This window comes from Rhodococcus sp. NPDC059969, assembly GCF_042738325.1.
In the GTDB taxonomy this organism is placed as follows: domain Bacteria; phylum Actinomycetota; class Actinomycetes; order Mycobacteriales; family Mycobacteriaceae; genus Rhodococcus_F.
On the sequence record NZ_JBHWUF010000005.1, the window covers coordinates 1 to 23,275 of the forward strand.

Annotated in this window: 23 protein-coding genes; 10 read left to right on the forward strand and 13 right to left on the reverse strand. The window is 63.3% G+C overall.

Annotated elements, in window-relative coordinates; translation table 11 throughout:
- Nucleotides 1–55: 55 nt before the first annotated feature.
- Complete coding sequence (gene dxs, locus ACFWAD_RS15785) at nucleotides 56–2,002, reverse strand: 1-deoxy-D-xylulose-5-phosphate synthase (protein ID WP_378545381.1); 1,947 nt, start codon at nucleotides 2,000–2,002, stop codon at nucleotides 56–58.
- Nucleotides 2,003–2,254: 252 nt separating this feature from the next.
- On the opposite strand from dxs, the gene glsA reads away from it, so the two are divergent.
- Both glsA and ACFWAD_RS15795 read left to right on the forward strand, forming a co-directional pair.
- On the forward strand, nucleotides 2,255–4,081 hold the full coding sequence (glsA, locus tag ACFWAD_RS15790) for a glutaminase A (RefSeq protein ID WP_378533344.1): 1,827 nt from the start codon (nucleotides 2,255–2,257) through the stop codon (nucleotides 4,079–4,081).
- 9 nt (nucleotides 4,082–4,090) lie between these two features.
- Nucleotides 4,091–4,756 (forward strand): SIMPL domain-containing protein, encoded by a 666-nt coding sequence (locus tag ACFWAD_RS15795; protein ID WP_378545384.1) that lies wholly within the window; start codon nucleotides 4,091–4,093, stop codon nucleotides 4,754–4,756.
- A gap of 50 nt (nucleotides 4,757–4,806) precedes the next feature.
- Here ACFWAD_RS15795 and ACFWAD_RS15800 read toward each other — a convergent pair whose 3' ends face one another.
- From ACFWAD_RS15800 to ACFWAD_RS15815, 4 genes are all read right to left on the reverse strand, one after another.
- Nucleotides 4,807–6,453, reverse strand: a complete 1,647-nt coding sequence (locus ACFWAD_RS15800; RefSeq protein ID WP_378545387.1) for an MDR family MFS transporter — start codon at nucleotides 6,451–6,453, stop codon at nucleotides 4,807–4,809.
- 5 nt (nucleotides 6,454–6,458) lie between these two features.
- Complete coding sequence (locus ACFWAD_RS15805; RefSeq protein ID WP_378533350.1) at nucleotides 6,459–6,947, reverse strand: MarR family winged helix-turn-helix transcriptional regulator; 489 nt, start codon at nucleotides 6,945–6,947, stop codon at nucleotides 6,459–6,461.
- Nucleotides 6,948–7,100: 153 nt separating this feature from the next.
- On the reverse strand, nucleotides 7,101–8,369 hold the full coding sequence (locus ACFWAD_RS15810; RefSeq protein ID WP_378545390.1) for a class I SAM-dependent RNA methyltransferase: 1,269 nt from the start codon (nucleotides 8,367–8,369) through the stop codon (nucleotides 7,101–7,103).
- 65 nt (nucleotides 8,370–8,434) lie between these two features.
- Entirely contained in the window at nucleotides 8,435–10,429 is a 1,995-nt protein-coding gene (locus ACFWAD_RS15815) for an APC family permease (RefSeq protein WP_378533354.1), read from the reverse strand.
- Between the two features lie 171 nt (nucleotides 10,430–10,600).
- On the opposite strand from ACFWAD_RS15815, the gene ACFWAD_RS15820 reads away from it, so the two are divergent.
- The 3 genes from ACFWAD_RS15820 (at nucleotide 10,601) to ACFWAD_RS15830 (ending at nucleotide 12,339) form a co-directional block, all read left to right on the forward strand.
- A complete protein-coding gene (locus ACFWAD_RS15820) occupies nucleotides 10,601–11,266 on the forward strand; it encodes a TrkA family potassium uptake protein (RefSeq protein WP_283304515.1) in 666 nt (221 codons plus the stop codon).
- Nucleotides 11,267–11,352: 86 nt separating this feature from the next.
- Nucleotides 11,353–12,015 carry a TrkA family potassium uptake protein gene (locus tag ACFWAD_RS15825; RefSeq protein ID WP_003942632.1) on the forward strand — a complete coding sequence of 221 codons (663 nt, stop codon included), beginning with the start codon at nucleotides 11,353–11,355 and terminating at the stop codon, nucleotides 12,013–12,015.
- A 30-nt stretch (nucleotides 12,016–12,045) separates the two neighbouring features.
- Nucleotides 12,046–12,339 (forward strand): GNAT family N-acetyltransferase, encoded by a 294-nt coding sequence (locus ACFWAD_RS15830; protein WP_378533356.1) that lies wholly within the window; start codon nucleotides 12,046–12,048, stop codon nucleotides 12,337–12,339.
- Here the strand turns inward: ACFWAD_RS15830 and ACFWAD_RS15835 are convergent.
- Nucleotides 12,332–13,045 carry a DUF3159 domain-containing protein gene (locus ACFWAD_RS15835; RefSeq protein ID WP_378533358.1) on the reverse strand — a complete coding sequence of 238 codons (714 nt, stop codon included), beginning with the start codon at nucleotides 13,043–13,045 and terminating at the stop codon, nucleotides 12,332–12,334. The genes ACFWAD_RS15830 and ACFWAD_RS15835 overlap by 8 nt on opposite strands.
- A 52-nt stretch (nucleotides 13,046–13,097) precedes the next feature.
- On the reverse strand, nucleotides 13,098–13,472 hold the full coding sequence (locus ACFWAD_RS15840) for an OB-fold nucleic acid binding domain-containing protein (RefSeq protein WP_003942613.1): 375 nt from the start codon (nucleotides 13,470–13,472) through the stop codon (nucleotides 13,098–13,100).
- Between the two features lie 138 nt (nucleotides 13,473–13,610).
- Between ACFWAD_RS15840 and ACFWAD_RS15845 the strand changes: the two genes are divergently transcribed.
- Nucleotides 13,611–14,336: an alpha/beta hydrolase gene (locus tag ACFWAD_RS15845; RefSeq protein WP_378533360.1), complete on the forward strand. Its 726-nt coding sequence runs from the start codon at nucleotides 13,611–13,613 to the stop codon at nucleotides 14,334–14,336.
- A 20-nt stretch (nucleotides 14,337–14,356) separates the two neighbouring features.
- On the opposite strand, the gene ACFWAD_RS15850 is transcribed toward ACFWAD_RS15845, so the two are convergent.
- Nucleotides 14,357–15,193 (reverse strand): DUF3710 domain-containing protein, encoded by an 837-nt coding sequence (locus tag ACFWAD_RS15850; protein WP_378545393.1) that lies wholly within the window; start codon nucleotides 15,191–15,193, stop codon nucleotides 14,357–14,359.
- Nucleotides 15,194–15,196: 3 nt separating this feature from the next.
- Nucleotides 15,197–15,691, reverse strand: a complete 495-nt coding sequence (gene dut, locus ACFWAD_RS15855) for a dUTP diphosphatase (protein WP_003942635.1) — start codon at nucleotides 15,689–15,691, stop codon at nucleotides 15,197–15,199.
- 41 nt (nucleotides 15,692–15,732) lie between these two features.
- On the opposite strand from dut, the gene ACFWAD_RS15860 reads away from it, so the two are divergent.
- Entirely contained in the window at nucleotides 15,733–16,230 is a 498-nt protein-coding gene (locus ACFWAD_RS15860) for a DUF3093 domain-containing protein (protein WP_075833062.1), read from the forward strand.
- Nucleotides 16,231–16,310: 80 nt separating this feature from the next.
- Here the strand turns inward: ACFWAD_RS15860 and ACFWAD_RS15865 are convergent, their stop codons facing one another.
- Nucleotides 16,311–16,613, reverse strand: coding sequence for a DUF4193 domain-containing protein (locus ACFWAD_RS15865; RefSeq protein WP_003942593.1), 303 nt, complete (start codon nucleotides 16,611–16,613; stop codon nucleotides 16,311–16,313).
- 533 nt (nucleotides 16,614–17,146) lie between these two features.
- On the opposite strand from ACFWAD_RS15865, the gene cei reads away from it, so the two are divergent.
- Nucleotides 17,147–17,830 (forward strand): envelope integrity protein Cei, encoded by a 684-nt coding sequence (cei, locus tag ACFWAD_RS15870; protein WP_378445822.1) that lies wholly within the window; start codon nucleotides 17,147–17,149, stop codon nucleotides 17,828–17,830.
- A 17-nt stretch (nucleotides 17,831–17,847) separates the two neighbouring features.
- Here the strand turns inward: cei and ACFWAD_RS15875 are convergent, their stop codons facing one another.
- Complete coding sequence (locus ACFWAD_RS15875) at nucleotides 17,848–18,726, reverse strand: inositol monophosphatase family protein (RefSeq protein ID WP_378533364.1); 879 nt, start codon at nucleotides 18,724–18,726, stop codon at nucleotides 17,848–17,850.
- A gap of 170 nt (nucleotides 18,727–18,896) precedes the next feature.
- Here ACFWAD_RS15875 and ppgK point away from each other — a divergent pair, with 170 nt between their 5' ends.
- Nucleotides 18,897–19,664, forward strand: coding sequence for a polyphosphate--glucose phosphotransferase (gene ppgK, locus ACFWAD_RS15880; protein WP_378545396.1), 768 nt, complete (start codon nucleotides 18,897–18,899; stop codon nucleotides 19,662–19,664).
- 178 nt (nucleotides 19,665–19,842) lie between these two features.
- Entirely contained in the window at nucleotides 19,843–21,201 is a 1,359-nt protein-coding gene (locus ACFWAD_RS15885; RefSeq protein WP_378545399.1) for an RNA polymerase sigma factor, read from the forward strand.
- Between the two features lie 67 nt (nucleotides 21,202–21,268).
- Here ACFWAD_RS15885 and ACFWAD_RS15890 read toward each other — a convergent pair whose 3' ends face one another.
- Nucleotides 21,269–22,078: a tyrosine-protein phosphatase gene (locus ACFWAD_RS15890; RefSeq protein WP_378545402.1), complete on the reverse strand. Its 810-nt coding sequence runs from the start codon at nucleotides 22,076–22,078 to the stop codon at nucleotides 21,269–21,271.
- A 21-nt stretch (nucleotides 22,079–22,099) separates the two neighbouring features.
- The gene (locus ACFWAD_RS15895; protein WP_378445818.1) at nucleotides 22,100–23,272 is read right to left on the reverse strand and encodes a cation:proton antiporter; all 1,173 of its coding nucleotides are present in this window, start codon (nucleotides 23,270–23,272) and stop codon (nucleotides 22,100–22,102) included.
- Nucleotides 23,273–23,275 lie beyond the last annotated feature (3 nt).

Genomic DNA, 23,275 nt, shown 5'->3' on the forward strand with positions numbered 1-23,275 from the left:
CCCTCGGATTGATCCGAGGGCCACCGCTTTTCGAGATTTGTCGGTAGACGACCTGTCAGCCTTGTGCGACTTCACCCTGAGCCGCGGCCGAAGACGCGTCCTCCTGGACGTGGACTCCGACGCTACCCATTCCTGCCACCCAGCCGGTGATCTTGCGGGAGAGGTCCTGAGCCGTCAGGCCAAGCTCCTTGTGGATGGCCTCGCGACTGGCGTGATCGAGGAACTGCTGGGGAACGCCCATGTCGCGGCACGAGGTGTGAACTCCGGCGGCGCGCATCGCAGCGGAGACCGTCGAACCGATACCGCCGTGTAGGCCGCCGTCCTCGATGGTGACAACGAGCGCGTACTTGTCCGCCATCTTCACCAGCGAATCCGCTACCGGCAGAACCCAACGCGGATCAACGACGGCAACCGAGATGCCCTGCTTGTCGAGTCGATCGGCGATCTCGAGCGCCAAGGAGGCAAACGGACCCACCGCGACGAGCAGCACGTCGCCGCGCTCGCCCTCGCTGACCTTGAGAACGTCGACCATTCCGTCGAGTCGCTTCACCGCCGGAATAGCTTCCGGTACAGCGCCCTTCGGGAAGCGTACGACAGTTGGTCCGTCGTCGACGAGGAGTGCCTCGTCCAGTTCTTCACGCAGTGTGTCGGCGTCACGCGGTGCCGCGACGCGAATCCCGGGGATGATTCCGAGCAGCGAAAGATCCCAGACGCCGTTGTGGCTGGCGCCGTCCACTCCGGTGACGCCGGCGCGGTCGAGCACGATTGTCACCGGTTGCTTGAGCAGTGCGACGTCCATCAACAACTGGTCGAACGCTCGATTGAGGAAGGTCGAGTAGATAGCGACCACGGGGTGCAGTCCGCCCAATGCAAGGCCGGCGGCCGAGGTCATCGCGTGCTGCTCGGCGATTCCGACGTCGAACATGCGGTCGGGGAACTTCTCACCGAATGCCGCGAGCCCGGTGGGGCCGGCCATGGCCGCGGTGATGGCGACGATGTCCTCACGACGCGAAGCCTGCTCGATCAGTGCGGCCGAGAAGACCGACGTCCAGTCCGGCGCTGACGACTTGGTCCCGCGACCGGTGACGGGATCGATGACGCCGGTGGCATGCATCTGATCGGCCACGTCGTTTTCCGCGTGTGCGTAACCGTTGCCCTTGCGGGTGACGGCGTGAACGATGACGGGTCCGCCGTAGGCCTTCGCCCTGCGCAACGCCGATTCCATGGCAGCTTCGTCGTGACCGTCGACCGGTCCGAGGTACTTGATACCGAGATCGGTGAACATCACCTGAGGGCTGACTGCGTCCTTGAGACCGGCCTTCATCCCATGCAGGACGGAGTAAGCAGTGCGCCCGACCCAGGGCAGTCTCTTGACCATGCGTCGGCCGCTGTCGAGGGCGCGCTCGTAACTCGGTGCTGTGCGCAGCGCCGAGAGATGATCGGCAAGGCCGCCGATGGTCGGTGCGTACGAGCGACCGTTGTCGTTGACCACGATCACCACCGAACGATCTTTGCCGGCTGCGATGTTGTTGAGCGCTTCCCAACACATTCCGCCGGTCAGGGCGCCGTCGCCGACAACGGCAACAACGTGGCGATTCTGACCCGTCAGCGCGAAGGCCTTCGCGAGGCCGTCGGCGTAGGACAACGCGGCGGAAGCATGAGAGGACTCGACCCAGTCGTGTTCGCTCTCGGCGCGGCACGGATACCCGGACAGTCCGCCCTGCTTACGCAGAGTGTCGAACTGATCCTGACGACCGGTGAGGATCTTGTGTACATAGGCCTGATGGCCCGTGTCGAAGATGATCGCGTCCTGCGGCGAGTCGAAAATTCGGTGCAGTGCGAGGGTCAACTCCACGACGCCCAAGTTGGGCCCGAGGTGACCACCAGACGCAGCGACCTTCAGCACGAGGAACTCACGAATCTCGTCGGCCAACTCCGTCATCTCGGCGTGGCTCAACTGACGTAGATCGTCAGGACCCTGAATGCGGGCAAGAACACCCAACGAGATCGCTCCCTCCGTGCTTCACAGCTGCACCGGTGCGCGCCGCGGCTGTCTTCGCGACAGTGCTGCCAGTCTACGGAGCGTTCCGGCGAACCGACACGCGGACTCGGCCCGATTCCGGTGTGACTTCGAGTAACAGCGAAATCCCGCGGATCGCTCGTGATCGCAATCACAGACAAATGGGATCGGCCCCAATCGACTCGGCGACTCTCGTTCCACAAAACGACCGCCGTGTCAGCTTAAGGTCGACGTATGGGAACTGTGGTCGACGACCTGATAGCGCGCGTATTCGACGAAGTCCGATCACTCGACGACGGCGAGTTGGCCGACTACATCCCCGAACTCGCGGCGGTCGCTCCCGATTCGTTCGGGATCTGCATCGCGACAGTCGACGGTTACGTATACGAGATCGGTGACTCACGAGTCCCGTTCACCATTCAGTCGATCTCGAAACCCTTCACCTATGCGTTGGCTCTCGCCGATCGGGGAAGTGAGGCGGTTGCCGCGAAAATCGATGTGGAACCGTCCGGCGAGCCGTTCAACGAAATCAGCCTCGACCCGCTCACCGAACGTCCGCGAAACCCCATGATCAATGCCGGCGCGATCACGGCTGCATCCCTGGTCGCCGGCGTCAATGCCGAGGTCCGCTTCGAGCGGATTCGCTCGGCGTACTCGCGATATGCGGGCCGGGAGTTGAGTTTCAACGAGTCGGTCTACACCTCGGAAGCCCGTACCGGTCACCGCAACCGCGCGATCGGCCACATGCTGCGATCCTTCGACGTCATCACCGGCAATCCCGACGAGGCCGTCGACCTGTACTTCCGTCAATGCTCGATCGACGTGACCTGCCGTGATCTGAGTCTGATGGCCGCGACGCTCGCGAACAACGGCCTGAATCCCGTCACGCGCGAGCGTGCGCTGGCTCCCGCGGGCGTCGAGCAGGTCCTCAGCGTCATGGCCACCTGCGGGATGTACGACGGCGCCGGCAAGTGGCTGGTAGAGGTCGGATTGCCGGCCAAGAGCGGCGTCGGCGGCGGGGTCCTGGCCGTTCTGCCTGGCCAGATCGGAATCGCGGTGTACTCCCCCAGACTCGACGTTCACGGAAACAGCGTTCGTGGAGTTGCTGCTGCCCGGGCTCTGTCGAAGGAACTCGAACTGCACTTCCTCCACGTGACGCGGGCGTCACGCTCCTCGATCCGGGCAAGGTACAGCGTCATCGAAGCGCCGTCGCGAGTGCGACGCACCCCCACCGAACAAGCTGTGCTCGACGACGTCGGCAAACGCAGCCGGGTCTACGAACTGCACGGCGATCTCCTCTTCACCGGCGCCGAATCGGCGGTGCGCGAAATCGGCTCGGTGGACGAGGGCCTCGAAGTTGTCGTCATCGACGTGCGCCGCGTCGACGACGCCAGTGACGTCGCGGTCCGCATGATCACTGCACTTCAAGTGCAACTGGCCGAACAAGCCTGCGCAGTGGCGGTCGTCGATCCGCAAGGACTACTGGGACAACGAAGTTCGAGCGTCGACCCCGCCAGAAGAAGTGGTCGAGTTTTTGCAGACCTCGATTCCGCGATGCAGTGGTGCGAGGACACGTTGCTTGCGGTGCACTGTGAGGCAGATCGACAGGCGTCGACGATCTCGATCGAGGATCATCCCGTTCTCGATGCTCTCTCCGCGGCACAGATCGAGGGATTCTCGGCGGAATTGGAGACGCGAACGTATGCCCGCGGCGAGAAGATCGCCCGCCGAGGTGAAGCGGCCTCGGGGTTCTATCTGATTCTCAGTGGCCAGGTCAGCACCATGTTCACCGACGCACACGGGGTCGAGCATCGCATCACTACGCTTTCCGCCGGAATGACGTTCGGCGAGATGACGATGTTCCTCGACACCCCGTTCCTCAACGACATTCGCGCCGATTCGACGGTCACCGTGGCCGTCCTGACCCCGGAGCGATATGCAGAACTGACCGCGCAGGCGCCCGAGTTGAAACTTGCGCTTCTCGAACGACTTGCAGCGGGAGCCTACGAGCAATTGGACCTGATGTTGCGGAGTGTCATCTCCGCCGGACGAATCGGATAGGACGTACACATGCCGACCACCGCCCTCACCTCGGAGTCGTCCACTGTCACGGTGACCGGAACCGCCACTGCAACAGCTGTTCCCGACATCGTTCGGTTGACGATCGGAGTATCGGTGACGCAGACAGCCGTTTCCGACGCGTTCGATGCAGTCGCCCGCCTGTCCACTGCTCTGACCGAGACCCTGCACGCTCGCGGTGTACTCGGAGCGGACCTCACCACCGCCGGACTGAGCGTGCATCCACAAATCCATTGGAGTGACGGAGGTCGGCAGGAGACAACAGGTTTCACCGCATCGACAACTTTTCGCGTCGTACTGCGTGAATTGGAACCGGACGCGGCCAACTCGCCCTCCGCCGTCATCGCGGCGTGTGTATCCGTGGGCGGCGATGCCATCCGACTCGACGGACTGGAGTTCGATCTCGACGACCGCAGCGATCTGGCGACAAAGGCACGCGAGTTGGCATGGACGGCAGCCGAATCGAAGGCGAGGCAGTTCGCAGACCTGGCAGACAAAGATCTGGTCGAAGTCCTCGAGGTGCTCGAGGACTTCGACCAGGTCGTGCCGACGCGCGGACGTGTCGCGGCAATGAAAGCGGATTCGGCCCCGATACCCGTCGAACGCGGAGAGATCGAGGAATCGATCTCGGTCCGCGTTCGATGGGCTATGGCGTGAGCGAACTTTCAGAAGACGGGGCCTGAAAATACATCAGCCGGGCGTGAGGATCAGCGAGTGAGGTTCTTCTCCTCGTTCTTCTCTTCGCGCTCCTCCTCGAACTTCTGCTCTGCATCGGGAGTCGCGATGTCGATCGTGGTACGCAGCGGACGGTTCGGGATGAAGATGACCGATACGAGCGTGACCACCGCGACGACGGCTGCGACCAGGAAGATCCGTCCTGTTGCGTCGCCGTAAGCGAACCGGACGATCTGCGAGACGAAGTCAGGCATGTTGCTCAGGTCGAGTCCGTCCTGCAGGCTCTTTCCGGCTACCGCCTGCTGCTCGGGCGGCAAGGTGGAAACCGAATCGACTGTCAGTGACTTGACCCGGGTCGCGAGTATCGAACCGAGCACCGAAACACCGATCGCGCCGCCGAAGGTGCGGAAGAACGCCACGATACTGCTGGCCGCGCCGATGTTCTCGACACTGACCGTGTTCTGCACCGCAAGAACGATGTTCTGCATCAACATGCCGGTACCCAGACCGACGATGGCAATGAAGATTCCGATGGTCCAGAGGCTGGTGGCGTGGTCGATCGTCGACAGAAGACCGAAACCGACCAGCAGGAGAACAGCGCCGGCGACGATGAAGGGCTTCCACTGACCGAACTTGGTGATCAGCTGTCCCGAGCCGACGGACGCGACGAGCATGCCTGCCACCATCGGGATGGTGAGCAATCCGGCTTCGGTGGGATCGAATCCACGGGCGGTCTGGAAGTACTGCGTCAGGAAGGTCGTTGCACCGAAGAGGCCGACACCAACGGCAATCGAGGCGATGATCGCGAGAGCAGTGGTGCGCTCGGTGATGATCTTGATCGGCAGAATCGGGTCCTTGACCTTGGATTCGACGAACATCGTCAGGCCGAGCAGGGCCAGACCACCGATGACGAAGTAGGCCGACTCTTTCGAGAACCAGGCGTAGTAGTCGTCCTGGCCGGCAAACGAAACCCAGATCAGCAGGACGCTGACACCGGCGGTGAGCAGGGTGGCGCCCATCCAGTCGATGGAGACGTTGTCCTTCTTCACGGTCTCGACGTGCAGAGTGCGCTGAAGCAGGAACAGTGCGATGACTGCCAACGGAACGCACACGTAGAAGCACCAGCGCCAGCCGGCAGTGTCCACGAGGACGCCACCGAGGATCGGTCCGCCGGACATCGAGACGGCCATGGCCGCACCCATGTATCCGGAGTAACGACCGCGATCACGCGGCGGGATGATCGTGCCGATGATGGCTACGACGAGAGCGGTCAGACCGCCCATACCGATGCCCTGGATGACGCGAGCACCGAGCAGCAACGGAACGTTGTGTGCCGCGCCGGCAATGACCGAGCCGATCACGAAGATGACGATCGCGGTCTGGACCAGGACCTTCTTGTTGTAAAGGTCGGCCAGCTTGCCCCAGATCGGCGTCGACGCCGCAGTGGCGAGCAGTGCCGTGGTGATGATCCAGGCGTACTGCGTCTGCGTTCCGTGCAGTTCACCGATGATGGTGGGAAGCGCGGTCGAAACGATGGTGCTGCTGAGCAACGCGGTGAACAGCGCTGCGATGAGTCCGGTGAGTGCTTCGAGAATTTCGCGGTGAGTCATCGCGCCCGCTTCGCGAGCCGATCCGTCACCTCCGGTACTTGCCCGGGTTTCTCCTACTGTTGCTGCCATGTGCCTTATCTCCCAATACTTTCTACGCCCGTGTGCGGAACTGCCGGTGAGGCCTGGCGATTCGTTGCGCCGAACGTCTCGTTGAGACGTTGCAGCGATGTCACTGCGGCCATGGCCTCTTCCTGGCTCCAGTCTTCGAGCATGTTGCGCAAACGCGCCGCACGCCGTTGCGTGGTTTTCCGTAAAACTTCGTGCCCCTCTTCCGATACTCGGATGCGGAACGCCCGTTTGTCAGCCGGATCGGGATTTCTCTCGACATACCCCGCGTCGACCAGATCCGACATTTGCCGGCTCAGCGACGACTGACTGACACATAGATCGACGGCCAATTCGTTCTGTCGGCACTCCCCCCGCACTGCCAGCATGAACAACACGCTGACCAGCGCGGGCGGCAGCAGACTGTCTGCGCCGGTGGTGACCGCGGCTCGCAGCGATCTGCCGAACATGAAGATCGTGTCGACGAGCGCCTGGGCCGTCTCCGGCTGTACCGACATTGCCTACCCCTGAATTCGAGTGGCCCGAAGAGCCGTGACTTGAAAACGGAAAACTACTTGCAGAACGAAACTATACGATTAGTTGCGTACTGCAAGCAACTGTTGGGAACGCGAGAAGCGTCACACCGGTTCAGGGAAAGATTCAGGGACGCGTCAGCGTTCCAGCAGGGCGATGCACTCCATGTGGTGAGTCTGCGGGAAGGCGTCGAACGCCCGAAGTCCACCGACTGCGAAGCCCTGCTCCAGGTAGAGACCGATATCGCGACCGAAAGACGCCGGGTCGCACCCGATGTGGACGATGCGTTGGGCGCCCGTTGCGGCGAGCGCTTCCACGACTGGACGGCCCGCCCCCGCCCGTGGAGGATCCAGCACGATGACGGCAGGCGACCGCTCCAGATCCGCGAGAACGTTCTCGACCCGGGCACTGTGGAAGCGGACCTGACCGAGATCCGAGAGCGCTGCCCGCCCGTCAGCAACCGCGCGCGCCGACGATTCCACGGACTCCACGACCCCGGACGGACCGACAAGGTCGGCGAGCACAGCTGCGAAGACGCCGACGCCGCCGTAGAGATCCCAGGCCGTGTCGTCGGCAGCGGCTCCGGCCCAGTCACCGACCACCTGTGAGTACGCGGCCGCAGCGCCGCGATGAGCCTGCCAGAAACCGGTCGCGGACAACGCCCATTCGCGATTGCCGACGCGCTCGATCACCGTCTCCGATCCGATGGCGACGCGGGTCTTTCGTGGACCGCCGCTTGCCGCTCGGCGTGCCATCGCGCCGCGACGGCCTGGAGTCCGTCGACCAGTCTTGGACACCGCGGGTGCGGCGATTTCCACGACGTGCCGCTCACCGGCAGCGTCGAGAACGATTTGCAGCTCACTGCCAGGCTGCCATTGCGGGCCCCCCAGGCCGTCGTATGCGCTCTGATCGATCTGGGTGCACCGCAGATCGGTGACAATCCGGTTGCTGCGGTAGGCGTGATATCCCGCGACGCCGTGCCCGTCCACTGCCAGCCGAACTCGCGTGCGCCAGCCCGTTCCGTCTCCGGTTCCGGGCAGCTCCTCCACCTCGACGTCCGATTCGACGCGAGCGAGTCGTAGAAGCTGTTCCCGCACGACCGAGGTCTTCATCTCACGTTGGACGCTCAGGTCCGCATGCGAGTAGTCGCAGCAACCTGCCCCGCCCGGCCCGGAGATAGGGCACGTCGGATCGATGCGATGCGGAGACGCGTCGAGAACGGAGATCGTGTCGGCGCGGCAGTAGGACCCACCTTTGTCCTCGGTCACCCGGACGAGCACCCGCTCCCCCGGCAAACCGTGACGGACGAAGACGACGCGCCCCTCGTGCCGGGCGACCACGAACCCGCCGTGGCCGGGGTTGCCCAGATCGACCTCGAAGCTCTGCCCGGTCCAATTCTCACTCAACGAACTACGCCTGCCATTTCGATGTTGCCGATCATTTTTCGCCGCTGATCACTTCTCGCCGCTGATCACTTCTCGCCGGTGTCGTACCCACGACGTATCGCACCTGCGGCCTTCTCGATGTCGAGCGGCTTCGCCTTTGCCGACGAACTCAACTGCCACGGAACGCTCGTCACCATCACCCCTGGCTGGAAGAGCAGGCGACTCTTGAGGCGAAGTGCGCTTTGGTTGTGCAGGATCTGCTCCCACCAGTGTCCGACGACGTACTCGGGGATGAACACGGTGACGACGTCACGCGGAGCATCGCGTCGTACACGCTTGACGTAGTCGAGAACCGGCTTGGTGATTTCGCGGTACGGCGACTCGATCACCTTCAGGGGGACCGTCACGTCGCTCTTCTCCCACTCACGCACGAGTGCGCGCGTGTCGGGCTCGTCCACGTTGACCGTGATGGCTTCGAGGGTGTCCGGCCGCGTGGCTCGCGCGTAGGCGAGAGCTCGCATGGTCGGCATGTGCAGCTTCGAGACGAGCACGATCGAGTGCGTGCGACTGGGCAGCACGCCGTCCCACTCCTGCTCTTCGAGCTCGGCCGCCACGCTGTCGTAGTGCTTGCGGATCATCTTCATCACGATGAAGATCGCGACCATCGCGACGATGGCGATCCACGCGCCGGCGGCGAACTTGGTGATCAGAACGATGATCAAGACGGTGGCGGTCATGGCCAGACCGATCGAATTGATCACTCGCGAGCGCTGCATGCGGGCCCGCTGTGCCTTGTCGGTCTCGGACTTCAAATGCCGAGTCCAGTGCTTGATCATGCCCGTCTGACTGAGCACGAACGAGACGAAGACGCCGACGATGTACAGCTGGATGAGCTTGGTGACCTCGGCGCCGAACACCACCACGAATGCGATGGCAGCACCGGACAGGAAGAGGATTCCGTTGCTGAAAGCCAGTCGGTCGCCGCGCGTGTGCAGCTGACGCGGTAGGTACCGGTCCTGCGCCAGGATCGACCCGAGTACCGGGAATCCGTTGAAGGCGGTGTTCGCGGCCAGAACCAAGATCAGTGCCGTGACGATCGCCATGAAGAAGAATCCGATCGGGAAACCACTGAACACGGCCTCGGCGATCTGCGCGATCAGTGTCTTCTGGTGGTACCCCTCCGGCGCTCCGACCAGCTGTTCCTGGGGATTGTGCGCGTAGACGATGCCGATCTTCTGAGCCAGGATGATGATGCCCATCAGCAAGACGATGGCGATCGATCCGAGCAGCAGCAAGGTAGTGGCAGCGTTGCGCGACTTCGGCTTCTGGAACGCCGGTACGCCGTTGCTGATGGCCTCGACGCCGGTCAGTGCCGCACAGCCCGAGGAAAATGCGCGGGCGATCAGGAACGCGAAGGCGATTCCGTACAGATGCGAATCCTCGGCGTTCAGCGTGAACGACGACGATTCCGCGTGCACATCCTCACCGAGGACGTAGATCCGGAAGAATCCCCACCCGAGCATCAGGAACATACCGACGATGAATGCGTACGTCGGAATTGCGAACGCGGTGCCGGATTCACGGATACCGCGAAGGTTGACCGCCGTCAGCAACACGATCGCCGCGACCGCGAACAACACCTTGTGCTGCGCGACGAACGGCAGAGCCGAGCCGATGTTCGACGCCGCCGACGAAATCGACACCGCGACGGTCAGCACGTAGTCGACCATCAGCGCGCTACCGACGGTCAGACCGGCGGTCGGGCCCAAGTTGACCGTTGCTACCTCGTAGTCGCCGCCACCGGACGGGTAAGCGTGCACGTTCTGGCGGTAACTCGCCACCACCACAGCCATGACGATGGCCACGGACAAACCGATCCAGGGCGTGTACGCGTACGCGGAAATTCCGGCGACAGAGAGGACCAGGAAGATTTCTTCGGGGGCATACGCGACGGACGACATCGCGTCGGACGCGAAGACCGGTAGTGCAATTCGCTTGGGTAGCAGCGTGTGCCCGAGTTTGTCGCTTCGGAACGGCCGACCGAGCAGGAGCCGCTTGGTAGCGGTCGAGAGCTTAGACACGTGCAAAGCGTAAGCCGTCGCACCCGATTCGGAGTCATCAGCGCCCCAACTTCACCTTTTGTCGTGACAACCGGCACGCAGGCGACCGTTGTACTTGCTCTTCCCGTGAGGGGCTGTACCGTTCGATTCGGCGTGCAATCGCGCCACGAGGGTCCATGAACGGAGTAGGGCGTGTATGTCGTCATCATGGGGTGCGGTCGGGTGGGTTCGTCCCTCGCCGCGTCTCTGACCAGGATCGGACACGAGGTCGCCGTCATCGACCGCGATCAGAGTGCGTTTCTGCGTCTCGATCTCGACTTCCCGGGAACCAAGGTTCTGGGAATGGGGTTCGACCGTGACGTGCTGGTCCGGGCCGGCATCGAGCGCGCCGACGCCTTTGCCGCGGTGTCCTCGGGAGACAATTCCAACATCATCGCAGCACGCGTCGCACGCGAGACTTTCGGCGTCGAACGCGTCGTCGCACGTATTTACGATGCCAAGCGTGCCGCCGTCTACGAGCGGCTCGGCATTCCCACCGTCGCCACCGTGCCGTGGTCGACCGATCGTTTCCTGCACACGCTGACCAAGGAAAGTCAGACAGCGAAGTGGCGCGATCCTTCGGGCACTGTTGCCATCACCGAACTTGCCCTGCACGAGGATTGGGCGGGCAAGCCGATCGCACTCCTCGAGGGCGCGACCAGTTCGAGAGTCGCCTTCATCATCCGCTTCGGGACCGGCATCCTCCCCGACCGCAAGACCGTCATCCAGGCCGACGATCAGGTCTACATCGCCGCCGTGTCGGGAACCGTCGCCGAGGCGATCGCACTGGCCGGCAACCCGCCGCCGAGCGACGACTGAGGAAGGCTGCAGATGACTGATCCGAACGCCGTCCCTCACAACAAACCTGCGACCGTGTTGCACTACACCGTGATTGGAAGTTCTCGATGAAGGTCGCCATCGCCGGAGCCGGCGCCGTAGGCCGCTCCATTGCGCGAGAGCTGATTCGAAGCTCACATGACGTCATGCTGATCGAACGCAAACTCGATCACATCGAACCGGAGTCGGTACCCGAGGCGAAGTGGGTACACGCGGACGCCTGCGAACTCAGCCGACTCGAGGACGCGTCGATGGAGTCGTACGAGGTCGTGATTGCCGCGACCGGAGACGACAAGGCAAACCTGGTCCTCAGTCTGCTCGCGAAAACCGAATTCGGAGTTCGCCGAGTTGTCGCCCGCGTCAACGATCCCCGCAACGAATGGCTCTTCGACGAGTCGTGGGGCGTCGACGTCGCCGTCTCGACACCGCGGATGCTCGCTTCGCTCGTCGAAGAGGCCGTCTCCGTCGGTGACCTGGTCAAACTGATGACACTGCGGCAGGGACAGGCCAACCTCGTCGAAATCACGTTGCCCGACAACACACCTCTTGCCGGAAAAGCCGTCAAGAAGCTCGAACTACCGCGAGACTGCGCGTTGGTCACCATCTTGCGTGGGGGTCGTGTGATCGTTCCGCAGATGGACGATCCCATCGAAGGTGGTGACGAACTCCTGTTCGTCGCGGCCGTCGACGCCGAGGATCAGTTGCGCGTAGCACTCCGTCTAGAAAACTGACACGAGCAAACTGACACGAAAGGGAAACTCATGGCACAGGCACCCGAAAACACCGTAGTCACCGACAATCCAGGCCAGAGCCGCTACGAGATCCATGCCGACGGCGACCTTGCCGGGATCGAGGACTACACCACCTCCGGTGACGTCGTCTCGTTCAACCACACCGAGATCTACCCTGCCTTCGAAGGTTTCGGGCTGGCCGGGGTTCTCGTTCGCCAGGCTCTGGACGACCTACGAGCACGCGGCCTCAAGGTTCACCCGGTGTGCCCGTACGTCGTGAAGTTCCTCGACAAGCACCCTGAGTACCAGGACCTGATCAGCTGAGATCGCGGTCTTCGCGCGGCTTCGTCAGATTCACCGAGCCCACCTCTTCGGACCCCGTGTCCGTTGCGGTGGGCTCGCTGCTTTCAGGCCCCACAACCGGTTCAGGCTCGACGATCCGATCGGCCCTGCGCACGGCCCAGATGGTCACCAGCAGGACCAGACCCGTCAGCGGCCACCCCATGCCGATGCGGGCGACTGCGAGCCATCCGGTGTGGTCGGTGTCGTAGAGCTGTGACTGAACGAGATAGCGCGCACCGAAGACCAGAGCCCATGCAGCCGTCGCGATGTCGTAGAGGCGGACGGCAGAGCGGTGCTTGCGCCAAAGATTGCCGTGCCCGTTGAGGTAGCCCCAGATGATACCGACGAGAGGCCAGCGGACGAGGATGGAAATCAGGAAGACAGCGCCGTAAGCGAGGCTCGTGTAGATACCGAAGAGGAAATATCCTTTGGCGTCGCCGGTGCGATAGGCAATGAACGCGGATACTCCGACTCCGAGAAACCCGGAAATGGCGGGTTGGAGGGAATCCTTGCGGAAGAGTCGCCAGGCCGCGATCGCGACTGCGACGCCCAACGCGGCCCAGATTGCCGCGGTGAGGTTCCAGATGCTGTTGACCGGGACAAAAATCAGAATCGGTAAAGACGAATAGATCAGACCACTCAGCCCGCCGAGTTGGTCGATTACCGATCGCTGTTCTGTTTCAGTCACCTGTCGAGGGTGCCACAGTCACCGAGTTGCACGGTAAATGCGGGAAACGCGCCTATTCGCCGCGCAGTTCGTAGTAAGGGTTGAAGATCGCCTTGCGACCGTCCCGCTCGCCCACACGACCGCGGATCAGCAGGGTCTTACCGGTCTCGATTCCCGGGATCCGGCGACGCCCGATCCAGACGAGATTGATCACCTCGGTGCCGTCGAAGAATTCGGCCTCGATGCTTGCATTTCCGGACTTGGGACACGCGTCGACGCTACGGAGTCGGCCCACCATCGTGACCTCTTCACCGCGACGACAATCGCAGGCCTTCTGACCTCCGGAAGCCTTGTTGGACTCGGCCATTTCCTGGGCGTCCAACTGGTCGACGTCCTCGGTCAGACGCTGGGTCAGTCGACGAAAATATCCTGCGGCGGCGGGTGCCATTGCGCGCTCCTGCGAACATGTGTGACGCAAGGGTTTCGCGTCACGTGAAGGGCTGTGTGATCGCCACTGTAGACCCATTACGAGCGTGTAACCACACCGGTCAGTCCGCGCCTCGGGGGCACCGGGCAAGATCAAAAGATGCAGATCTCAGAATCGGCGACCGTGGCCGTCGTTCTCCCAGGTACAGGCTCTGACGCCCACTTCGCAGACCGCGCATTCCGGGCGCCGCTAGCGGCTCTGGGTGTGCGCATCGTCGCAATTGAACCGGACCCTCGGCGTGTCGTGGACGGCTATCTGGACGCGATGGACAGAGCCGCGGACACGCACGGCCGAATCATTGTCGGAGGGGTCTCGATCGGGGCAGCCGTGGCGCTCCAGTGGGCCGCCGCCAACCCCGATCGAACAGTGAGTGTGTTGGCAGCGCTTCCGGCCTGGATCGGGTCGGCGGACGACGCACCCGCAGCGGCGAGCGCGAGGTTCACCGCAGGGCAACTGCGCTCCGAAGGTCTGGAGGCGGTGATCGCAGCGATGCTCGCGTCGAGTCCGGCGTGGCTCGGAGCCGAACTCGAGCGCTCCTGGCGCTCGCAGTGGCCCGATCTCCCGGCCGCGCTCGACGAGGCGGCGTCGTACCACTCGCTCAGCGAGAGCGCGTTACGGGCGGTGGGCGTTCCGGTCGGCATCGCTTCGGCAGTGGACGACCCGGTTCATCCCGCGTCGGTGGCGCAGGCCTGGGCGGATGCACTCCCCCGCGGCGCAGTCGCCACGACGACGCTCGACATGATCGGGCGCGACCCCGCCGTTCTCGGGTCCACCTGCATCAAAGCGCTCGCGGCGATCGATTCCGATACCACCGCGAGCGCTTGACAGAAACCTGAAAAACTCTGTTACTGACCCAATTGCTGCATGGCAGAACCGGATTCGCCGCTACGCGGCGGCGGGGTCGGCCGCGCCGGAGGTGCCGGCGGAGCAGGAGGAGCTGACTGCTGCTGTTGGGCGGCGACCTGTTGCTGCTGCGCTGCCGCCAACTGCTGCTCGTGCGCGGCCGCCAACTGCTCGGCAAGTACCTGCGGGAGCACGACGGGCAGCGGTGTCCGCACCGGATGCGGCTCTGATCCTCGGTTGACGACGGTGTCACGCAAGATGTCCCGTGCGATTGCCACCAGAGGGGCGTTCGCGGCGGTGGATCCACTCGGACCCGCGACCACGCAGCGCACCATCCACCGGGGACCGTCGACGCCGATGAACCGCAGGTCCATGTTGGCAGTCACCGCAGCCAGTTCACGGCCCCACGGGCCGTTCTCGACGCTCACCGCGGAATTGTCGTCGCGAAGCGACTGCGCGAGCTCGGCAACGACCTCACGCCACTGACCGGGCGATTTCGGGGCGGCGTAGGCAGCAACCGTGATGCGGCCGTGCTCGGTGACCAGGTGCACGGCCTGCGGCGAACCGTTGGGCGCCATCTCGACCTGCAACTGCCCGCCGGTCGGCATCGGCACCAGAACGGAACCGAGATCAAGACGCTGACCGTCACGGCCTGCCGTCGGATCGTCGGAATCGATCTCCGAGATGTCGTAAGGGCCTTCCGATTCGTCACCGAACTCGTCGCCGGTGACTTCGAGATCGTCTTCGACCTCGTCGATCTCCACCGACTCGTCGTTCTCGTCACCGAAGAAGCTGGTGGTTTCCTCGTCGACGTCTGTCTTCTTCTTGCGTCCGAACATGATTCAGACTCCCTCTCCGACTACCGCGCCAGGCGCATCGGTATCGAGTATCGCGTGCCCGCCGCTGGAACCGTAGCCTCCGGTTCCTCTGGTCGTGTCGTCCAGCGATTCGACTTCCTCGAAAACCGGAAGTTCGACTCGTTGAACCACGAGCTGAGCGATTCGGTCACCGCGGCGGATGTCGATGGCTGTGGCCGGATCGAGATTGATCAAGCAGACCTTGAGTTCGCCCCGGTATCCCGCGTCCACGGTTCCGGGCGCATTCACGATCGACAGTCCCGATTTGGCGGCGAGTCCGGAACGCGGATGGATCAACCCGACGGTGCCCACCGGCAAAGCGATCGCGATCCCCGTTCCGACCAGTGTTCGGTGGCCGGGTTCGATGGTGACGTCGCTGGTGGAGCACAGATCCACACCCGCATCTCCGGGATGCGCACGCTGTGGAACGGGCAGGTCTGGATCCAGTCGCTTCAAGGCGATGGAGAGATGGTCGCTCACGTGGGCCAAGACTACTCGTAGCGACGGACTATCCTTGACAGGTGCCCGAAACATCTCGACCTGACGTCGCCACCACAACGCCCCCGTCCACGACGCTGTACTCCGAGCGCCTGTGGGTGCCGATCTGGTGGTGGATCGCCGGACTGGCCGTAGCCGGACTCCTCGCGGCCGAGGTCCACATGGGCCGCCCAGGGCTTCTCTCGTACCTGGCGTACGTCGTACTGCTCCCCATCCCGATCTGGGCCGCGTTCTGGCTCAGCCGGATGCGCGTCGAGGTGGTGGAGACAGCAGGGGTGAAAGAACTGCACGTGGGTAGAGCCCACCTGCCGGTCGAACTGATTTCACGGGCGGCAGCAGTGCCGGCATCCGCGAAGAGCGCGGCGATGGGGCGCCAACTCGATCCGTCGGCGTTCGTCCAACATCGCCCATGGGTCAAGACAATGGTGTTGATCGTGCTCGACGATCCGGAGGATCCCACACCGTACTGGTTGGTGAGCACACGTCGTCCCGCTGATCTGCTGGCTGCGCTGGATCGCTGACCAGCGCGGTCACAGCAAAGCAGTACTCCCCGACCCTTGGTCGACCCTCGAGATGACGGGTCGACCACCGGGAAGGGAGATCAGGCAGCGCAGTCCATGCATACGAGCTGTCCGTTGGCATCACTGGCCAGGCGGCTGCGGTGATGGACCAGGAAGCAGCTCGAACATGTGAACTCGTCTGCCTGCTTCGGAACCACTCGAACCGAGAGTTCCTCGCCGGAAAGGTCGGCACCCGGCAGCTCGAAGGACTCCGCCGTGTCCGTCTCGTCGATGTCGACGACGGCTGACTGCGCTTCGTTGCGTCGCGCCTTCAGCTCTTCGAGCGAGTCCTCCGAAACCTCGTCGGACTCTGTACGCCTCGGTGCGTCGTAGTCAGTTGCCATCTCGTCTACCCCATCCTCTTCGTGTATCCCGGTCCCGTGTGCGCCGAGAATCCGGTAGATCCTTGATGCGCATGGAAACCGCCGTGGCATCCAGATCATTCCCTGTCGCTGCATAACGCTGCAGGACTGGAATTAGTGCCCGGAAGTTCCTTCCGAGAACGTGATCTGCGCCTCATTTGGTTGTCATTTCGGCGTCCTGCCGATGCCCAGTTGAACGACCTGGGCCGCCAGACAGTAGCCGACGCGAGCACGAAAGTAGTAACCGAATCGGAAATTTCCGAAAAATGACTACGAATTGTCACCAAGGCAAGAGCAAGCTGTGACCTTTCGGCGATGTTTTCGGGCCGAATCCGGGTAGAAACAGGCCGGTAATCGGCCAACTGCCGTTTCGCAATCGACAAGGACTCGACGCGTCGAGCCTCGCTTCGGCTGTCTCGTCACACAGGCCCTCTAAGGTAGGCACCGAACGTCATGCCGGCACCGCTCGGCCCGATGGCGAAGTACAAGTTTCGTCAAGAAAGTCGAGGGATACCGTGGTTTCTCTGATCACCGAAGGCAGCTCTACCGACGACCAGGGACGTCCGTTCCGCCGTCGGCGCGCGTGGCCGGTGATCGCCGTGTTCGCGGTACTCGCATTGATCGGCAGTGTCTTGTGGGTCCGAATCCTGAGCGCCGAGGCCGAAGTCAGTGACACCGTGGCGTGCAATCTTCCGCAGCCTTCCTCCGATCCTTCGGCAGCGGCGCCGCTACCGCTGGGAACCGTCGTGGACCGGTCGAAGCTGCTCGACGTCGATCCCGCTCCCCTGGCCGCCACCAAGGTTCGCGTGTTCAACGCCAACGGTGAGCACGGGCAGGCCGCCCAGGTGGCAGCGCAACTGAGCGAGTTCGGCTTCGCCAGCGCGCCGGACGTCCAGGTCGGAAACGACCCTGTCTACGTCGACCAGAACATGGAGTGCCAGGGTCAGATCCGCTTCGGAGCGAACGGCCTCGCCGCCGCCAGTTCCGTGTGGCTGGTCGCCCCCTGTGCCGAACTGGTCCAGGACGGCCGCGGCGACGACACCGTCGACTTGGCTCTGGGCACCTACAACAAGGGCGCCCTGACGCCCAACACCGACGCCACCGCGATCCTGCACGCTCTGGCCGAGCAGCCCGCGAACGCCGAAGTCGCCCCGATGGACATCGCACTGCTCAAAGCAGCCCGCACCGCGCGCTGCTGACAAATCCTGGTTCGACCTCAGCTCGGAATCGGCTGATCCGCGCCACTCACGCTGAGCATCTGCGCGAACTGATCCGCGATTGCCGGAGCGACGGCGTAGACGACCTCGCCGTCAGCCGAAGTGGAATTGGGCGACGGGACGTTGATCACGGCGCCCGCTTCGGAAGCGATCAGGGAGCCCGCTGCCCAGTCCCACGGACTCAGTCCGTGTTCGAAGTGAGCGTCCACCCGGCCGGTGGCAACCATGCACAGATCCAACGCAGCCGAACCGATACGTCGGATGTCGCGGACCTGCGGCAAGATCTGCCCGATCAACGTGCCCTGCACCTTCCGGCGATCCGCTCCGTATCCGAAGCCGGTGGCCAACAGCGCCATTGACAGTTCGGTCACCGCATTGGCCTGCAGGTCGCTGACGACGCCGTCGGCCGTGGTCATGGTTGCACCGCCGCCCAGATGCGCGGCGTACGTGGTTTCCAACGACACGTCGACGACAGCCCCGGCTACCGAGACCCCGTCGATCTGTACGGCCACCGAGATGGCGAACGCGGGGATTCCGTAGAGAAAATTGACGGTGCCGTCGATGGGGTCGACAACCCATCGAACTCCCGCGGCATCGTCGGTGTCTCCCCCACCTTCCTCACCCAAGATCGAATCTGCAGGCCGCAATTGCGCCAAAAGGTCGCGAATCACCTGTTCGGTTTCGGTATCGACCACCGTGACGGGATCGGTGGGCGTGCTCTTCGCGGCAACCGAACCACCTTCGGCGGCACCGGAACCCACCAGGCCGAATACCTCGGGCCGACGCAAGCGGACGTGTTCGGCCGCGCGTTCGGCGACGGCTACGGCAACTGCCCGCAATTGTGCGGGGTCCAGCGAATCGGCGGAAAAGTCGGGCAACGTTCTTTCTGAAGGGCGCACCGGACCATCGCAACACATCTGCACCGAGGGGCACCACTCGAACGCCTCGAGTCGGACAGGTTCGAGAGCACGCGCCCGGGTGCCCGTTCGGGTTAGTGTTTGCAGCGGTAGATCGTGACCTCGAATTCGACACTCAGGAGCGCAGGACGATGACAACCACAGGTTTCGGGATCGATGTCGGCGGCAGCGGCGTCAAGGGCGGCACAATCGACCTGAGGACCGGGGAAATGATCGGTGACCGCATCAAGATCCTGACCCCGCAGCCTTCGACGCCCGACGCGATCGCGGGCACTGTCGCCGAAATCGTCGAGCAGGCCAAGTGGACCGGTCCGGTCGGCATCACCTTGCCCGCGGTTGTGACCGGCGGCGTCGCGCGCAGCGCTGCGAACATCGACAAGTCGTGGATCGACACAGACGCGGCAGCGCTCTTCGGCAAGGCACTGGGAGGGCGCGACGTCACCGTCCTCAACGACGCCGACGCTGCCGGAATCGCCGAGGACTCGTTCGGAGCGGGCAAGGATACCTCCGGCGTCGTGATCTTGTTGACCTTCGGCACCGGAATCGGATCGGCCGTGCTGCACAACGGAGTTCTGTTGCCCAACACGGAGTTCGGTCACCTCGAAGTCGACGGCAAGGAAGCCGAGCACCGAGCGGCGTCGTCGGTGAAGGAAAAGAAGGACTGGAGCTACAAGGAGTGGGCCGTCGAGGTCTCGCGAGTTCTGACCACCTTCGAGAACCTGCTCTGGCCCGACCTCTTCATCGCCGGCGGCGGAATCAGCCGCAAGCACGAGAAGTGGATTCCGCATCTGACCAACCGCACGAAGGTCGTCCCTGCCACCCTTCTCAACACTGCGGGAATTGCCGGAGCTGCGCTCGCGTCGGTCGGACTGACCAGGCCGGCGCCCGTCGCCGGATGAGAAAACCCGCACGTGAAAAGGTGAAAATCTACCTGTTACGGCCCGCCGTGACGTAAGAGTTTCCTGAGAGTCGTTACAATGGTGAAGTCCGGCTGCGCGCCGGCCAACAACCATTGACCTCTCCGCCGGATTACCACTCTGGCGTGACGCCGCACGACACCGTCACGAAAGGGCGTACGTGGCAGCCACCGATACACGTCAGACTGCTGATTCTCCATCAGAGTCAGAGCCACAATCTCCAGCCGTGGAGGCGGCCACCGTCACCGCTCCGGCAGCCAAGAAGGCTCCGGCGAAAAAGGCCCCCGCCAAGAAGGCAGCAGCAAAGAAGGCTCCGGCCAAGAAAGCTCCCGCCAAGAAGGCAGCAGCAAAGAAGGCCAGCCCCAAGAAGGCCGGCGATCCTGACGCCGAAGACGGCGATGTCGAGTTGGAAGACATCGACATCACGGACGGCGACCTTGCCGAGGTCGAGTCCGATGTCGTCGAGGTCGTAGCAGTCGGCGAAGACGAAGAAACCACTGCGGAACCGTCCGAGAAGGACAAGGCTTCCGGCGACTTCGTCTGGGACGAAGAAGAGTCCGAGGCCCTCCGTCAGGCACGCAAGGACGCCGAACTGACGGCGTCCGCCGACTCGGTTCGCGCCTACCTCAAGCAGATCGGCAAGGTCGCACTCCTCAACGCCGAAGAGGAAGTCGAACTGGCCAAGCGCATCGAGGCCGGCCTCTACGCAGTCCAGATCATGCAGGATCTTGCCGACAAGGGCGAGAAGCTGCCTGCGGCTCAGCGACGCGACATGAGCTGGATCTGCCGCGACGGAAACCGCGCCAAGAACCACCTCCTCGAAGCCAACCTCCGACTCGTCGTCTCGCTCGCAAAGCGATACACGGGCCGCGGCATGGCCTTCCTCGACCTCATCCAGGAAGGCAACCTGGGCCTGATCCGTGCAGTCGAGAAGTTCGACTACACCAAGGGCTACAAGTTCTCGACCTACGCCACGTGGTGGATCCGTCAGGCCATTACCCGCGCCATGGCCGACCAGGCCCGCACCATCCGTATCCCGGTGCACATGGTCGAGGTCATCAACAAGCTCGGCCGTATCCAGCGTGAGCTGCTCCAGGACCTGGGCCGCGAGCCCACGCCCGAGGAACTCGCCAAGGAAATGGACATCACGCCGGAGAAGGTGCTGGAAATCCAGCAGTACGCGCGTGAGCCCATCTCGCTCGACCAGACCATCGGCGACGAGGGCGACAGCCAACTCGGTGACTTCATCGAAGACTCCGAAGCTGTTGTCGCAGTCGACGCCGTCTCGTTCACCTTGCTGCAGGATCAGCTGCAGTCGGTCCTCGAGACACTGTCCGAGCGTGAAGCAGGCGTGGTTCGCCTGCGCTTCGGCCTCACCGACGGTCAGCCGAGGACTTTAGACGAAATCGGACAGGTCTACGGCGTCACGCGTGAGCGTATCCGCCAGATCGAATCGAAGACGATGTCGAAGCTGCGCCACCCGTCGCGTTCGCAGGTTCTGCGCGACTACCTCGACTAGTCACACCGGTCTAGAGAAAAGAGCCGTTCTCCGGGTTTCCGGAGAACGGCTCTTTGCGCGCCCCGCCTCAGGCCAAGAGTGTGTCCCTGAGTTGTGCGATATCGCCCTCACTCAAGTGCAAGCCGTCCCGGACGTAGTTGTCGAAGTTGCCGTACACCCGATCCACCGTGGCGAAAGACGTGTCCAGCCAAGACTGTTCGACGCCGTCGATGAACGCGCTCCCCGTTCGAGGTCCGGTGAGGTACTGGTTGCTGAGCATGTAGTCGGCGTTCACGTCCGTGCGGCTCACACCGAGGAGTGTCAGGAGTACCGCGGTCATCCAGCCGGTCCGGTCCTTGCCCGCCGAGCAGTGGTAGAGGACTGCACCGTCGGTGTTCGCGACGTTCGCGAGAGCGTCGTGGAATGCGCGGCTCGCCCCCGGATCGGTCACCATCAACGCGTACATCGTGGGCATGTCCACCAGAGCCGGGAGGTTGGCCGGATTGGTTCCGATGACGTCGAACCAGTTGCTTCGTGCCCCCTCCGGAATGCGGTCCTGCGAGAGCGTACGTTCGACGACGGTGCGGAAGTCGTCCACCGATTCCACTCCGCGTTCGCTCAACGACGACAGATCCGACGGTGTCAGCTTGTCGAGGGCGTTCGAGCGAAACACTTTCCCCCACCGAACCGTGTGCCCGTCCTCGGTGACGTAGCCGCCGATGTCCCGCGCGTTCGACGCTCCCTCGAGGTGCAGTGATCGGTCCGCGGTAGCCTGCGCAGCTGCGGGTCCGGCCTGTTCGAGTGCGGGAATTCCACCGGCGAGCGCCGGGACCGGAGCACACGCGAGGATCGCCGCACACAGGAGTGTCGCGGCCGAGCGGGAGATTCTGTTCGACATCCGGACAGGATAGGACCGCAATCAGGACTTCGTACGAACCTTGATGTACAACGAGGCAACCGGTTCGATAACTCTTGCCGCCACCGGACCGATCACTGCCATCAGGAGTACGTAAGCCGTTGCCAATGCCGCCAATTCGGCGTCGACCGCACCGGCGGACACTGCGAGCCCGGCGATGATGATGGAGAACTCACCGCGGGCGATCAGAGCAGCACCGGCGCGCGCCTGGCCCATTCGCGCGACACCCTGACGTCTGGCTGCCCATGCCCCGGTGATCAGCTTCGTGATCGCGGTGACGACGGCCAGGATCGCTGCCCACCCGAGGACCGGCGGAATGGAACTGGGATCGGTGTTGAGACCGAAGACCACGAAGAACATCGCGGCGAACAGATCCCGCAGTGGCTCGAGCACGCGACTGGCGTTGTGTGCGGTCGAACCGGAGATCGCGATTCCGAGGAGAAACGCACCCACAGCCGCCGACACCTGCATCGCCGAGCTGATGCCGGCAACCAACAGCGCGGCACCGAGCAGTTTGAGCAGCAGCGTCTCACTGTCCGGGCTGTCGAGGAGCGCCGAAACGTACCGTCCGTATCGCAGTGCCACAACCAGAACCACGGTGATGACCAACAACGAGATGCCGACCGCTTCGAGTCCACCAAGGAAGCTGACGCCCGCGAGCATTGCGGTCAGAATCGGCAAGTACAGCGCCATTGCCAGATCTTCGAACACCAGAATCGACAGGACGACCGGCGTTTCGCGGTTACCGAGGCGACCCAGGTCGCTGAGCACCTTGGCGATGATGCCCGAAGACGAGATGTAGGTGACGCCGGCCATGACCGTCGCCCCCACAATGCCCCAACCGAGAATCAAGCCGACGACCGCGCCGGGAGTCGCGTTGAGAACGATGTCGACGATGCCCGCTACTCGCGAGCGTTTGAGGCCGGTCACGAGTTCGGCTGCGGTGTACTCGAGCCCCAACAGCAACAACAGCAGGACGATCCCGATCTCACTGGCCAGATGAGAGAACTCGCCGATGTCCCCGAGCTGGATGAAACCGCCCTGCCCGAAGCACAGGCCGCCGATCAGGTAGAACGGGATCGGCGACATCCCGACGCGAGCAGCCAGCCGTCCGAGCAGTCCGAGCGCGAAGAAGACCGCGCCGAGTTCGATCAGTGCAAGGGTGGTTGTGTCCACGCG

Excerpts from the sequence above, each read along its gene's own strand:
- ACFWAD_RS15795 (WP_378545384.1), top strand. The coding sequence starts at position 4,091 with ATGCCGACCACCGCCCTCACCTCGGAGTCGTCCACTGTCACGGTGACC.
- glsA (WP_378533344.1), top strand. The coding sequence starts at position 2,255 with ATGGGAACTGTGGTCGACGACCTGATAGCGCGCGTATTCGACGAAGTC.
- ACFWAD_RS15825 (WP_003942632.1), top strand. The coding sequence starts at position 11,353 with ATGAAGGTCGCCATCGCCGGAGCCGGCGCCGTAGGCCGCTCCATTGCG.
- ACFWAD_RS15830 (WP_378533356.1), top strand. The coding sequence starts at position 12,046 with ATGGCACAGGCACCCGAAAACACCGTAGTCACCGACAATCCAGGCCAG.
- ppgK (WP_378545396.1), top strand. The coding sequence starts at position 18,897 with ATGACAACCACAGGTTTCGGGATCGATGTCGGCGGCAGCGGCGTCAAG.
- ACFWAD_RS15800 (WP_378545387.1), bottom strand. The coding sequence starts at position 6,453 with ATGGCAGCAACAGTAGGAGAAACCCGGGCAAGTACCGGAGGTGACGGA.
- ACFWAD_RS15845 (WP_378533360.1), top strand. The coding sequence starts at position 13,611 with ATGCAGATCTCAGAATCGGCGACCGTGGCCGTCGTTCTCCCAGGTACA.
- ACFWAD_RS15865 (WP_003942593.1), bottom strand. The coding sequence starts at position 16,613 with ATGGCAACTGACTACGACGCACCGAGGCGTACAGAGTCCGACGAGGTT.
- ACFWAD_RS15890 (WP_378545402.1), bottom strand. The coding sequence starts at position 22,078 with ATGTCGAACAGAATCTCCCGCTCGGCCGCGACACTCCTGTGTGCGGCG.
- ACFWAD_RS15840 (WP_003942613.1), bottom strand. The coding sequence starts at position 13,472 with ATGGCACCCGCCGCCGCAGGATATTTTCGTCGACTGACCCAGCGTCTG.
- ACFWAD_RS15805 (WP_378533350.1), bottom strand. The coding sequence starts at position 6,947 with ATGTCGGTACAGCCGGAGACGGCCCAGGCGCTCGTCGACACGATCTTC.
- ACFWAD_RS15850 (WP_378545393.1), bottom strand. The coding sequence starts at position 15,193 with ATGTTCGGACGCAAGAAGAAGACAGACGTCGACGAGGAAACCACCAGC.